The sequence below is a fragment of the Saccharomonospora saliphila YIM 90502 genome (genome assembly GCF_000383795.1).
GTDB lineage: Bacteria > Actinomycetota > Actinomycetes > Mycobacteriales > Pseudonocardiaceae > Saccharomonospora > Saccharomonospora saliphila.
The window spans coordinates 53,563-65,765 of record NZ_KB912629.1 but is presented as its reverse complement, the minus strand read 5'-3'; the positions used below and the strand labels follow the sequence as shown (position 1 = coordinate 65,765).

At 70.9% G+C, this 12,203-nt stretch carries 12 protein-coding genes; 8 read left to right on the top strand and 4 right to left on the bottom strand.

Annotated features, from left to right (window positions below; genetic code table 11):
* The coding region (locus tag SACSA_RS21450) for a hypothetical protein (protein WP_019813848.1) at nucleotides 1-371 on the top strand (371 nt) is incomplete at its 5' end.
* A gap of 56 nt (nucleotides 372-427) precedes the next feature.
* Here SACSA_RS21450 and SACSA_RS0104400 read toward each other — a convergent pair.
* Nucleotides 428-1,027 (bottom strand): nitroreductase family protein, encoded by a 600-nt coding sequence (locus SACSA_RS0104400; RefSeq protein WP_028661534.1) that lies wholly within the window; start codon nucleotides 1,025-1,027, stop codon nucleotides 428-430.
* A 259-nt stretch (nucleotides 1,028-1,286) separates the two neighbouring features.
* On the opposite strand from SACSA_RS0104400, the gene SACSA_RS0104395 reads away from it, so the two are divergent.
* The 3 genes from SACSA_RS0104395 to SACSA_RS0104385 all read left to right on the top strand — a co-directional run bounded on the left by SACSA_RS0104395 (nucleotide 1,287) and on the right by SACSA_RS0104385 (nucleotide 4,149).
* Nucleotides 1,287-2,549, top strand: a complete 1,263-nt coding sequence (locus tag SACSA_RS0104395; RefSeq protein WP_019813844.1) for an aspartate kinase — start codon at nucleotides 1,287-1,289, stop codon at nucleotides 2,547-2,549.
* A complete protein-coding gene (locus SACSA_RS0104390; RefSeq protein WP_019813842.1) occupies nucleotides 2,549-3,610 on the top strand; it encodes an aspartate-semialdehyde dehydrogenase in 1,062 nt (353 codons plus the stop codon). Before SACSA_RS0104395 ends, SACSA_RS0104390 begins: the two co-directional genes overlap by 1 nt.
* Nucleotides 3,611-3,759: 149 nt before the next feature.
* On the top strand, nucleotides 3,760-4,149 hold the full coding sequence (locus SACSA_RS0104385; RefSeq protein WP_028661533.1) for a hypothetical protein: 390 nt from the start codon (nucleotides 3,760-3,762) through the stop codon (nucleotides 4,147-4,149).
* A 7-nt stretch (nucleotides 4,150-4,156) separates the two neighbouring features.
* Here the strand turns inward: SACSA_RS0104385 and SACSA_RS21445 are convergent, their stop codons facing one another.
* Nucleotides 4,157-5,371, bottom strand: a complete 1,215-nt coding sequence (locus SACSA_RS21445; RefSeq protein ID WP_019813837.1) for an MFS transporter — start codon at nucleotides 5,369-5,371, stop codon at nucleotides 4,157-4,159.
* 237 nt (nucleotides 5,372-5,608) lie between these two features.
* On the opposite strand from SACSA_RS21445, the gene SACSA_RS0104375 reads away from it, so the two are divergent.
* Nucleotides 5,609-6,052, top strand: coding sequence for a Fur family transcriptional regulator (locus SACSA_RS0104375; RefSeq protein WP_048876419.1), 444 nt, complete (start codon nucleotides 5,609-5,611; stop codon nucleotides 6,050-6,052).
* Nucleotides 6,049-7,491: a catalase gene (locus SACSA_RS0104370; RefSeq protein ID WP_019813833.1), complete on the top strand. Its 1,443-nt coding sequence runs from the start codon at nucleotides 6,049-6,051 to the stop codon at nucleotides 7,489-7,491. Before SACSA_RS0104375 ends, SACSA_RS0104370 begins: the two co-directional genes overlap by 4 nt.
* A gap of 95 nt (nucleotides 7,492-7,586) precedes the next feature.
* Here the strand turns inward: SACSA_RS0104370 and SACSA_RS0104365 are convergent, their stop codons facing one another.
* A complete protein-coding gene (locus SACSA_RS0104365; protein WP_019813831.1) occupies nucleotides 7,587-8,630 on the bottom strand; it encodes an alpha/beta hydrolase in 1,044 nt (347 codons plus the stop codon).
* A gap of 199 nt (nucleotides 8,631-8,829) precedes the next feature.
* On the opposite strand from SACSA_RS0104365, the gene SACSA_RS0104360 reads away from it, so the two are divergent.
* Together SACSA_RS0104360 and SACSA_RS0104355 are read left to right on the top strand one after the other, a co-directional pair.
* Nucleotides 8,830-9,429 (top strand): NADPH-dependent FMN reductase, encoded by a 600-nt coding sequence (locus SACSA_RS0104360; protein ID WP_019813829.1) that lies wholly within the window; start codon nucleotides 8,830-8,832, stop codon nucleotides 9,427-9,429.
* A 61-nt stretch (nucleotides 9,430-9,490) separates the two neighbouring features.
* On the top strand, nucleotides 9,491-9,967 hold the full coding sequence (locus tag SACSA_RS0104355; RefSeq protein WP_019813827.1) for a Dps family protein: 477 nt from the start codon (nucleotides 9,491-9,493) through the stop codon (nucleotides 9,965-9,967).
* An 85-nt stretch (nucleotides 9,968-10,052) separates the two neighbouring features.
* Here the strand turns inward: SACSA_RS0104355 and SACSA_RS0104350 are convergent, their stop codons facing one another.
* Entirely contained in the window at nucleotides 10,053-11,993 is a 1,941-nt protein-coding gene (locus SACSA_RS0104350) for a prolyl oligopeptidase family serine peptidase (protein ID WP_019813826.1), read from the bottom strand.
* Nucleotides 11,994-12,203: the final 210 nt, after the last annotated feature.

Sequence of the window (12,203 nt, the reverse complement as noted above, 5' to 3'; positions counted from 1 at the left end):
GGGCCGCGGCGGGTGCGGAAGCCGATGCCGACCCCCGTCCGGGTCGCCGCACCGACTGGCGCAGGGCCCGGGAGCGCGGTGTCGGGCTGCTCGCGGGGATCGCCCGCTGGGTGGGGCTCGCGTTCGCCGTCGTGCTCGTCCTGCACGTGATCTTCGTGGTCGGGGAGGCGAATCCGGACAACGGCATCGTGTCGTTCGTCGCGGGGGCCTCCTCCGAGGTCGCGCTCGGTTTCGAGGACCTGTTCGTCCCGGACGACCCGAAACTGGCCGTGCTGCTCAACTACGGCATCGCGGCGGTGTTCTGGATGGTGGTCTCGTCGCTCGTGGCCCGCGTCATCCGCACCGTCGGGGGCCTCGGCAGGGCGGTCTGACCCGGCGCGCACACTCCTCGCGCCGGGCCGCCACGCCCACGCACTCCCCGTCCGGCTCAGGCCGGGTAGGTCGCCTCACCCCAGGTGCCGCTGAAGGCGAACTCCGCCAGCGCGATCCGTCGGCGCGGTGCGGTCTCCCTGGTGACGGCGCGCTCGTCGCCGAGCACCTCCGGGTCCGCGGTCACGCCGACCGCGATCGCCACCAGCGGCGTGATCTCGTCGGGCAGAGCGAACTCGCGCCGGACGGTGTCGGCGTCGAAACCGGCCATCTGGTGCACCGCGAGCCCGTCGGCCACGGCCTGCAACGCCAGGTTCTCCGCCGAGAGGCCCACGCCGTACTCGGCGTAGGGCACCCCGCCCTTCTCGTTGCGCACGCGGGCGCAGCCGACCAGCAGGGCACCGGCGCGGTGCGCCCACGACCGGTTCCCCTCGGCCAGCGCACCGAGGATGCGCTCGAACGTGTCGTCACCGCGCAGGCCCACCAGGTACCGGGCGGGCTGGGTGTTGCCGAACGACGGGGCCCAGCGGGCAGCCTCCAGTAGGGCGCGGACCCGCTCGGGATCGAGGGCGACGTCCGCGTCGAAGGCACGCGGGCTCCAGCGGCGCGCGATCAGGTCGTGCACGGCCACACTGGTGTCAGCTTCCTTGTCACTCATCGTGTCCCGAGTATGCCAGGGGGCTCCGACAACGCCGGGTGGTGTGGGTACGCGTGATGCAAGAAATCGCGGGTCACGGCGGGTGCGGAGGAAGATGTCCGGAGTCCGTCGGGAACTCCCGCGCGGCAGTGGCCGGTGCCACAAAGCCGGTTAATCGGGACCGGACACCCCGGTACCCTGAGAGGCCAAGCGATTCGCAGCGCCGCAAGCCGAGACCGGATCGGTGGGGCAGGCGTGCATGCGAGGAGGAACGGAAGCCGTGGCGCTCGTAGTCCAGAAGTACGGTGGTTCGTCGCTGGAGAGCGCCGACCGCATCAAGCGCGTGGCGGAGCGGATCGTCGCCACCCGGAAGGCGGGCAACGACGTCGTGGTGGTGTGCTCGGCGATGGGAGATACCACCGACGAGCTGCTCGACCTGGCCGAACAGGTGAACCCGGTGCCCCCCGAGCGTGAGATGGACATGCTGCTCACCGCGGGGGAGCGGATCTCGAACGCCCTGGTCGCGATGGCGATCTCGGCGCAGGGCGCCGAGGCCTGGTCGTTCACCGGCTCGCAGGCCGGGGTGGTCACCACGTCCGTGCACGGCAACGCCCGGATCATCGACGTCACCCCGTCGCGGGTCACCGAGGCGCTCGAACAGGGCTACATCGCCCTGGTGGCCGGATTCCAGGGCGTCGCGCAGGACACCAAGGACATCACCACGCTCGGCCGCGGCGGGTCCGACACGACGGCGGTGGCCCTCGCCGCGTCGCTGAACGCCGACGTCTGCGAAATTTACTCCGATGTGGACGGTGTCTACACCGCGGACCCGCGCATCGTGCCCGACGCGCGCAAGCTCGACACCGTCCCGTACGAGGAGATGCTCGAGCTGGCGGCCAGCGGTTCCAAGATCCTGCACCTGCGCTCGGTCGAGTACGCCCGCCGCTACGGCGTGCCGATCCGGGTCCGCTCGTCCTACAGTGACAAGCCGGGCACGACCGTGACCGGTTCGATTGAGGAGATCCCCGTGGAACAAGCGTTGATCACCGGTGTCGCCCACGACCGGTCGGAGGCGAAGATCACCGTCACCGGCGTGCCGGACCACACCGGCGCGGCGGCCCGGATCTTCCGCGCCGTCGCCGACGCGGAGATCGACATCGACATGGTGCTCCAGAACATCTCCAACACGGGCGGGCGCACCGACATCACCTTCACACTGTCCAAGGCCAACGGTCCACACGCGGTCAGCGAGCTCGAGAAGATCAAGTCGGAGCTGGACTTCTCCGCGGTGGTCTACGACGACCACGTCGGCAAGGTGTCGCTGGTCGGCGCCGGGATGCGGTCGCATCCCGGGGTGACGGCGACCTTCTGCGAGGCGCTGGCGCGCGCCGGGGTCAACATCGAGATCATCAACACCTCCGAGATCCGCATCTCGGTCCTGATCAGGGACGCGCAGCTCGACGACGCCGTGCGCGCGATCCACGAGGCATTCGAACTCGGCGGCGACGAAGAGGCCGTCGTCTACGCGGGGAGTGGTCGCTGATGGCGGCGGAGAACACCGAGAACACGGAGGGCCTCCGGGTCGGCGTCGTCGGCGCCACCGGCCAGGTGGGGGCCGTGATGCGCCGGTTGCTGGCCGAGCGCAACTTTCCCGTGGCGCGGATGCGCTACTTCGCCTCGTCGCGCTCGGCGGGCAGCACCCTGCCGTGGAACGGCGAGGAGATCGTGGTCGAGGACGTGGCCACGGCCGACCCGTCCGGGTTGGACGTCGCGCTGTTCTCCGCGGGTGGTGCGACGTCGAAGGCGCAGGCGCCTCGCTTCGCCGAGGCGGGTGTCACCGTGATCGACAATTCCTCGGCCTGGCGGCTCGATCCGGACGTGCCGCTGGTGGTGAGCGAGGTCAACCCGCAGGCGGTCAAGGACGCTCGCAAGGGGATCATCGCCAACCCGAACTGCACCACGATGGCCGCGATGCCGGTGCTCAAGCCCCTGCACGACGAGGCGGGCCTGGTGCGGCTCGTGGCCAGCACGTACCAGGCGGTGTCCGGAAGCGGCCTCGCCGGTGTGGAGGAACTCGCCGAACAGGTGCGGAACGCGGGCGAGCGGGCCACCGATCTCACCCACGACGGGTCGGCGGTCGAGCTCGGCGAGCCCGCCAAGTACGCGCGGCCGATCGCGTTCAACGCGCTGCCGATGGCCGGGTCGGTCGTCGACGACGGCTCGAACGAGACCGACGAGGAACAGAAGCTCCGCAACGAGAGCCGCAAGATCCTCGACATCCCCGAGCTGCGGGTGTCCGGCACGTGCGTGCGGGTGCCGGTGTTCACCGGGCACGCGTTGTCGATCAACGCCGAGTTCGCGCGGCCGCTGTCGGCCGAGCAGGCCACCCGGCTGCTGTCCACCGCGCCGGGCGTCCGGCTGTCCGACATCCCCACCCCTCTGGAGGCCGCGGGCACCGACCCGAGCCATGTCGGGCGGCTCCGGGCCGACCCGGGGGTCGAGGGTGGCCGCGGCCTCGCCCTGTTCGTCGCGGGCGACAACCTGCGCAAGGGCGCCGCTCTGAACACCGTGCAGATCGCGGAGCTGATCGCGCGGTCCCGGTGAGCCCGAGCCGGTGCCCGGTGACCCGCGCGGTCGCTGGGCGAGGGGCGCCGTCACCGTGACGTAGCGTGACCGTTTTCGGCTCGGGGATGCGGACCCCGCCCCGTGTGCTCGCTACCGCCCCGCGAGCGAATCCCGGTACGGTCGAGACCATGCGAATCAGGGGTGTTCGGGCGTGGCCCGCTGCCGTCGTGCTGTCGGTGGCCGGGCTCACCACGGGGTGCGGCGAGGTCAATGACGCGGTCGAGCAGGTGAACAGTGCCACGGACAAAGCGAGCGCGTGCAGCGAGGCACTCGGCATCGTCGACCTCAACCCGAACATCGACCCGGAGCAGGTCGCCGCGAACGCCGGGGAGAAGGCCGAGCGGTTGCGCGCGCTCGGGAACGAGGTCGCCGACCAGACGGTGCAGGAGAACCTGTACGACCTGGCCGACGGATACCTCGAGCTGGAGCGGCGCAAGCTCGACCACCTGGACGACTTCAACGGGTGGCTGCACGACAATCTGACCCGGCTGGATCAGCTTCGGCAGGCGTGCCTGTAGGCGGGCTCTACCGCGGTGCCGGACTCGGTTCCGGCACCGCGTGCGGGGAGGCGGTGATCCGCACCCGTCCGCCGAGCAGCGCGAAACCGACCGCGGCGAAGACGAGGCCGCCGAGGCCCGCGGCGGCGAAACCCGCGGCGGGCCCCGCGTAATCCAGCACCGCCCCGACGACAGGGCTGCCCAGTGCCAGTCCCATCCGGGTCGCCGAGTCCTGTACACCCATCGCCTCACCGCGCACGGTGTGCGGCACCAGCACGCTGACAGACTCGGTGGTGGCGGCCAGTGTCGGCGCGCACAGCAGATTCGAGGGGATCAGCGCGAGCGCCAGCAGCCACCACGGGTGGTCGACGAGCCCCACGGGGAGCACCAGCGCGGCCAGGCCGATCATGAGTGTGAGCTGGGACAGCGATCTCCGTGCGGCACCGTGGGCCAGCCCTCCGAGCAGCGAGGCCAGGCACATCACGGCGATCACGACACCGGTCCAGGCCACCTCGCCCGACTCGCGCAGCGCCGCGACCGTGGTCAGCTCGGTGCCGACGAGCACGAACAGTGCCCCGGTCGCGATGAGCAACGTCGCCACCAGCGGCCTGCTCAGCCACGACCGCAGCGGAGGCCGCGCGGCTGCCCCGGCGCTCTCCTCGGCGGTGCGCACGCGCGGGTTGATCCGGAACAGTGTCGCGGCCAGCACCCCGAACGCGACGCCGATGCCGCACAGGGTAGCGGTGGACGAGAGCTGTGTGGTCACCGCGATCGCGGCCACGGGGCCGGTCATGTACGACACCTCGACCGACATCGTGTCCAGCGAGAAGGCGGTGCGGCGGTGCTCGGGCGGTACCAGAGCGGTCAGGACCTGCCGGGCGATCGACCCCGCCGGTACGACGAGGGCCCCTGCGGGTAGTGCCGCCACGAGCAGGATCGCGTAGGGCAGATGCGGCGCGCTGATCCAGAAGGCGGTCGAGGTGATGCCGCACAAGGCGAGTACCGGGCGCAGGCCGTGCCGGTCGATCAGGCGGCCGAGCAGGGGAGCGCCGAGCGCGGTCCCCGCCATGGTGGCGGTCCCGACCAGTCCGGCCGCGCCGTAGCCGCGGCCGAGCTCGCCCACGACGTGCAGGGTCAGGGTGATGCCGGTGGCGGTCACGGGCACCCGCGTCAGGAACATGAGCAGCAGTGACGTGGGCAGTCCGGGAATGCGCAGGACGCGGCGGTACGGCTGGAACGGCACTCCTGTGACGTAACCGTAACCTGGTACGCCCGTGCAAGGTGATTTCCGTGCCCGGTGCTCGATCCCCGCGGCTCGACGCGGGGCGCGGTACCCGGACGGGTGATACGGGGCGTGGCGTGGCAGGCACCCTGTGCGGAAGCGTGCGATGATGCGAGCGACGCACGGCACACTCGGCGGTTTTCTGGACTGATCCAAAGACTTGACTCATTCCAAAAAAGACGTCATGCTGTGCGGGCGATGTCTCATCAGCGAAGCTCCGTACGGGACCACCTCAAGTCGGCCGGTCTGCGGGTCACCGCTCCCCGGCTGGCCGTGCTGGAGTGGCTGACCGATCACCCGCACGCCACGGCCGACCAGGTTGCCGCCGGTGTGCGCGGGAAACTCGGGTCCGTGTCCACCCAGGCCGTCTACGACGTACTCGGGGCCTGTACGAACGCGGAACTGGTGAGGCGGATCGAACCTGCCGGACATCCGGCCCGGTTCGAGACCCGAACAGGAGACAACCACCACCACCTGGTCTGCCGCCGGTGCGGGCGTACCGAGGACGTGGACTGCGTCCGCGGCGCCGCGCCCTGCCTCGAACCGTCGCACGTCAGCGGGTTCGCGGTCGAGGAGGCGGAGGTCGTCTTCTGGGGACTGTGCCCGGCCTGCAAGCACCACGACGAGGAGGCATCGGCGTGACGAAGCCGACCACGAACAACGTGGGTATCCCGGTGGGCAGCGACAACGACTCGCTGACCGCCGGCACCAACGGTCCGATCCTGCTGCAGGATCACTACCTGATCGAGAAGAACGCTCAGTTCAACCGCGAGCGCGTGCCCGAGCGTGTCGTGCACGCCAAGGGCGGCGGTGCCTTCGGCTTCCTCGAGGTCACCGAGGACGTCAGCCAGTACACGAAGGCCGCCGTGTTCCAGCCCGGCACCCGCACCGAGAGCCTCATCCGGTTCTCCACCGTCGCGGGTGAGCTCGGCTCCCCGGACACCTGGCGCGACCCCCGCGGCTTCGCGGTGAAGTTCTACACCAGCGAAGGCAACTACGACATCGTCGGCAACAACACGCCCGTCTTCTTCATCCGCGACCCGATCAAGTTCCCGGACTTCATCCACTCGCAGAAGCGCCGTGCCGACAACCACCTGCGTGACCACAACATGCAGTGGGACTTCTGGACGCTGCGTCCCGAGTCCGCCCACCAGGTCACCTGGCTGATGGGCGACCGCGGTCTCCCGAAGACCTGGCGGCACATGAACGGCTACGGCTCCCACACCTACCTGTGGGAGAACGCCAAGGGCGAGAAGTTCTGGGTCAAGTACCACTTCAAGACCGACCAGGGCATCGAGTGCCTGACCCAGGAGGAGGGTGACCGTCTGGCCGGTGCCGACGGTGACCACCACATCCGTGACCTGTGGAACGCCATCGAGAGGGGCGACCACCCGAGCTGGACCCTCTACGTCCAGGTCATGCCCTACGCCGACGCGGCGACCTACCGGTTCAACCCGTTCGATCTGACCAAGGTGTGGCCGCACGGCGACTACCCGCTGATCAAGGTCGGCAAGTACACGCTGAACCGGAACCCGGAGAACTACTTCGCCGAGATCGAGCAGGCCTCGTTCGAGCCGTCGAACCTGGTTCCCGGCATCGGCCCGTCGCCGGACAAGATGCTGCAGGGGCGGCTGTTCGCCTACGCCGACGCCCACCGTTACCGCATCGGCGCGAACTACACCCAGCTTCCGGTGAACGCGGCCAAGTCCGAGGTGAACTCGTACTCCAAGGACGGCCAGATGCGGTACCGCAACACCGGCGACCCGGTGTACGCGCCCAACACGATGGGCGGCGCGCACGCCGACCCGGAGCGGGCCTCGGAGACCACGGCGACCTACGGCATCGACGACGAGGTCGTGCGCTCGGCCTACACCCTGCACGCCGAGGACGACGACTTCGGCCAGGCGGGCACGCTGGTGCGTGAGGTGATGGACGACGCGCAGCGCGAGCGCCTGGCGCAGAACATCATCGGCCACGCCAGCAACGGCGTCTCCGAGCCGGTGCTGGAGCGCGTCTTCGAGTACTGGCGCAACGTCGACAAGGACCTCGGCGACAAGATCGCGAGCGCCTTCGGCAAGTAAAGCCCACACCCCTGGTGGGGTTGGCATGTCGTCAAGGCCTCCTTCACTGCGTTCAGTGCAGTGAAGGAGGCCTTGACTGCGTTCGACGCGGTCGGTCAGGCCACACCGACGCGCAGGGCGCCCGCGGCCTCGGCGGTGGCTTCGGTGAACCGCCTGCCCACGCCCAGGAAATTGGCGTAGCCGTGGATCAGGTCCGGTTGCCTGCTCAGCGCGACCGGCACGCCTGCCTCGCGCAGCCGGTCGGCGTAGGCCTCGCCCTCGTCGCGCAACGGGTCGAACCCGGCGGTGGCGAGGTAGGCGGGCGGTAGCCCGCTGAGGTCCTCGGCCCTGAGCGGGGACAGCAACGGGTCGGCCCGGTCCACCCCGTCCGGGGCGTAGTGGTCGATGAACCAGGTCATCTCCTCGTCGGTGAGGAAGAACCCGTCGGCGAACAGTTCCCGGGAGCGGTGCCGTACCGTGGCATCGACGGCGGGGTAGAGCAGCAGCTGGAAGACCGGCGCGGGCCCCGCCCTGCGCGTGGCCGCGTAGGCGGTCACGGCGGCGAGGTTTCCGCCCGCGCTGTCGCCACCGACCGCGATCCGGTCGCCGTCGATGCCGAGGTCGCTCGCCTTGGCGACGGCGTAGTCGAAGGCCGCCAGCGCGTCCTCCTGCGCGGCGGGGAACGGATGCTCGGGCGCGAGCCGGTAATCCACCGACAGGACCCGCACCCGCGCGTGCTTGGCCAGGAAACGCGCCACGTTGTCGTGGGTGTCGCGGTCCCCGACGACCCAGCCGCCGCCGTGGTAGAAGACCAGCGCGGGCGAGGGCTCCCCCAGGCCCTCCGGGGTGTAGAGGGTCGCGGGCAGGTCGCCGTGGTCGGCGGAGATGGTGAGTTCACTGGCGTGGACCGGCTGGATCGGCGGGCCGCTGACCAGATGCCGGGATCGCGTCAGCGCGGCGCGTGCCCGCTCGACGGAGCCGCTCGCGAGCGCGGCTCCGGACAACTGTTGCAGGCGCAGCAGGAGCTGGGCGTCGAGTGCGAGTTCCTGGCCGTCGAGCCGGATGGGCCTGCCCGCGAGCGCCCGGCGCAGTGGACGGGGCAGCGCATACAGGAACCGGGCCGCCGCGGCCTGAGCGCGAATCTGGAACGGTACCGCCATCTGTCCTCCCGTGGCCTAGTCGGTGCCGCTGACGTTACTGACGGGTAGGCCGGAATGCCACCGCGTTCCGCCGGACGTGTGGTCCCGCGCGTCCGCTCGCGCCGGACCGGAGGTCACGGCCCCACCCCGGCGCACTGTGACACACGTCGTCGCGCCGGGGATGGACTTCGAGCTGGCTCGAACGTTTAGCCTCAGGAGGGTGACTGCGACACGTGCGATCAAGGTGCTGGGCATCGGAGGCTCCCTGCGTGAGGGGTCACAGTCGGAGCGGGCGTTGCGCATCGCCCTCGCCGGCGCCGAGGAGGCGGGAGCCGCCACATCGGCGGTCACCGGTGGCAGCTTGGCCCTGCCGTTCTACGACGCGGCCGTGGCCGACCGCGCCGCCGACGCTCACGCGCTCGTGGAGGCCGTCCGCGAGGCCGACGGCCTGATCGTGGTCTCCCCGGGCTACCACGGCGCCCTGTCGGGGCTGGTGAAGAACGCGCTCGACTACGTCGAGGACCTGCGCTCGGACGACCGGCCGTATCTGGACGGGCGCGGCGTCGGGCTGGTCGCGGTCGCGCACGGCTGGCAGGCGGCCGTGACCACGCTCGACCAGTTGCGCACGATCGCGCACGCGCTACGGGGCTGGCCGACCCCGCTGGGGGGCGCGGTGAACTCCGCCGAGGTCAAGTTCGACGAGAGCGGCGGAGCCTCCGACGAGAAGGTGGTCCGCACCCTGCACACCATCGGCAGGCAGGTCGCCGAGTTCGGCCTGGCCCGCGCCACGCCACGTTTCGACGATCACGCGGACGGGTAATCGTGAGGTCGACCGATCTCGCCGTGCGGCGAGAAGGCACGAACTCAGGGAGGACCCCACGATGGCGAACTCGCCCATCACGAGCCCGCTCAAGGAGAGCGACAAGGAGCTGACGGCGAGCGTTCTCCAGTCGACGCTGGTCGACCTGGTGGATCTGGGGCTGGTGGCCAAGCAGGCGCACTGGAACGTCGTCGGGAAGAACTTCCGCAGCGTGCACCTCCAGCTCGACGAGCTCACCTCGGCCGCGCGCACCTACACCGACGAGGTCGCCGAGCGGGCCAACGCGATCGGGGTCTCGCCGAACGGCAAGGCCAAGACGGTGTCCGAGAGTTCCGGCCTTCCCGAGTACCCCGACAACTGGCAGACCACCGACCAGACGGTCGACGCGATCGTCGACATCCTCAGCCAGCTCATCGCGCGAATCCGGGTCCGCATCGACGAGACCGACAAGAGCGATCTCGTCACCCAGGACATGCTGATCGAGATCGCCCAGGAGCTGGAGAAGCAGCACTGGATGTGGCAGGCCCAGCAGGCCTGAACACCCTGTTGGCGTGTCGGCAAGGCCTCCTTTACTGCACTGAACGCAGTGAAGGAGGCCTTGCCTGCGTGTGAGGCGGGCCGGGTCAGGACAGGCCGACCGCGCGCATCGCGAAGTGGACCTCGGTGGCGACCTGGGTGATCGTCTCGGCGATCACCAGGGAGCCGTGGCCCGCGTCGTAGCGGTAGAACTCGTAGTCGATGCCCCGCGCGGCCAGCCGGTCGAGGTAGTTCTCGATCTGGCGGATGGGGCAGCGCGGGTCGTTGTCCCCGGCCAGCACCAGCACGGGCGCGCGCACCTCGTCCACGTAGGTCAGCGGCGAGCACGCGTCGTACACGGCGGGCACCTCCGACGGGGAGCCGCCGAACAGCGCCCGGTCGAACGCCCGCAGAGGCTCCATCTCGTCGGCGTAGGCGGCCACGTAGTCGGCCACCGGCACCCCGGCGACGCCCGCCGCCCAGCGCTGGGGCTGCGTGCCCAGGGCCAGCAGCGTCAGGTAGCCGCCCCACGACGCGCCGCCCACCACGCAGCGGTCCTTCTCGGCGAGGCCGGAATCCACGGCCCAGTCGTGCACGGCCGCGACGTCCTCCAGCTCGGTCAGCCCCGGCCTGCCCTCGATCGCGTCCCGCCACGCCGAGCCGTATCCGGTGGAGCCCCGGTAGTTGACCTCCACCACGGCGAAGCCCGCGTCCAGCCACACCGCGCGGTAGGCCGAGAAGCGGTCCTCGTCGGCGGCGTGCGGTCCGCCGTGCAGGAGGAACGCCGTCGGCAGCGGCCGGTCGTCCCGCGCGCCCTCCGGCCTGGACACCAGCGCGTGGACGCGGCCACCGGGCCCGTCGACGAAGGCGTCGGTGACCGGCGACGACTCCGGCGGGCGCTCGCCCGGCGGAGTGATCAGAACCCGGTCGGTGCCGTCGGCGTCGCGCACCCGCACCAGCGGGGGAGTGGCCGCGTCCGACCACGAGTACTCCACCGACCCGTCCGGCCGCGCCCCCGCGCCGCCGATCCGGCCGGGTGGTGTCTCCAACGCGGTCAGCACGCCGCTGTCCAACTCGTAGCGGTACAACTCGCTGCGCCCCTGATGGAAGTGGACGATCAGCAGCGCATCGGCGTCCGGGTACCAGTCGCCGACGACCTCACCCGGCAGTCCGAGGTCGAGCTCGGTCTCGGTGTCGGCCTCGACGTCCCAGACGAGCAGTTCCTCACGGCCGTGGCGTTCGTGCTGCACCAGCAGGCGCGGGTCGCCGCGCCGGGGGGAGAACGCCAGCGCGGCAAGGCCCTTGCCTTCGCCGTCCCACTTCTCGCCGACGGTGCGGAAGTCGTCGCAGGCCAGCACCCGCACGGCGGGGTGGCGGGAATCGCCGTGCTCGGCGTGGCCGATCGCCAGCAGCCGTTCGTCGCGGGAGAGCGCCGAGACGTCGGCGTCCTGATCGCTGGTGTAGAAGCGGGTCGTGGAGCCGTCGCGGTGGGCGTAGAGCGCGCTGCCGTCGTCGGTGGACACGCCGAGCGCGACGACCTCGTGCCCGATCTCCAGCCCGGCCGGGTATCCGGCGCCGATGTCCGGGAACACCGTCGCGGCGGTGCGGGCGGAGGCGGCCTCGCCGGCGCCGCCCACACCGGGCGCCGTGTCACCGTCGGGCGCCGCGTCACCGTCGGGTGCCGTGTCGCCGTCGGGTGTCGTGTCGCCCTCGGGCGCGCTGAACGGCTCCCGCACCCAGGTGCCGAACTCGTCACCGTCGGTGTCGTCGAACCACCAGACCCAGCGACCGTCGGGCGAGGTCGTGGCGTGCAGGGTGCCGTTGGGCCGGTCGGTGACCTGGCGGTGCGTGTCGGTGGCGCGGTCCCAGGCGTAGACCTCCCATACGCCGCTCGCGTTGGACACGTAGATGTTGCGGTCGGGCGCGTCGAGGGCCCAGTCCGGCACCGACACCCGGGCGGCGTGGAACCGTGCCCGCCAGCGGGCCTCCCGCTCGGCGTCGGCGAAGAGGGTCTCGGGGACTCGGGCGTGCGGATGGTGCGTGCTCACGTCCGTGATCCTGCCAGGTCCGTAGGGTTGGGGACGTGTCGGAGGGTCACGCGGGGTTCGTGGTGCCGCTGCTGCGGCCGGGGATGCGAGTGCTCGACGTCGGGTGCGGCGCCGCCGAGTCGACGCTGCGGCTCGGCACGGCGGCCCACCCGATCCACGTGCTCGGTCTCGACCGTGACCCGGCCTCGCTCGGCCGCGCCCGGCACGCGG

Excerpts from the sequence above, each read along its gene's own strand:
- SACSA_RS0104365 (WP_019813831.1), bottom strand. The coding sequence starts at position 8,630 with ATGGCGGTACCGTTCCAGATTCGCGCTCAGGCCGCGGCGGCCCGGTTC.
- SACSA_RS0104390 (WP_019813842.1), top strand. The coding sequence starts at position 2,549 with ATGGCGGCGGAGAACACCGAGAACACGGAGGGCCTCCGGGTCGGCGTC.
- SACSA_RS0104355 (WP_019813827.1), top strand. The coding sequence starts at position 9,491 with ATGGCGAACTCGCCCATCACGAGCCCGCTCAAGGAGAGCGACAAGGAG.
- SACSA_RS0104375 (WP_048876419.1), top strand. The coding sequence starts at position 5,609 with ATGTCTCATCAGCGAAGCTCCGTACGGGACCACCTCAAGTCGGCCGGT.
- SACSA_RS0104400 (WP_028661534.1), bottom strand. The coding sequence starts at position 1,027 with ATGAGTGACAAGGAAGCTGACACCAGTGTGGCCGTGCACGACCTGATC.
- SACSA_RS0104385 (WP_028661533.1), top strand. The coding sequence starts at position 3,760 with ATGCGAATCAGGGGTGTTCGGGCGTGGCCCGCTGCCGTCGTGCTGTCG.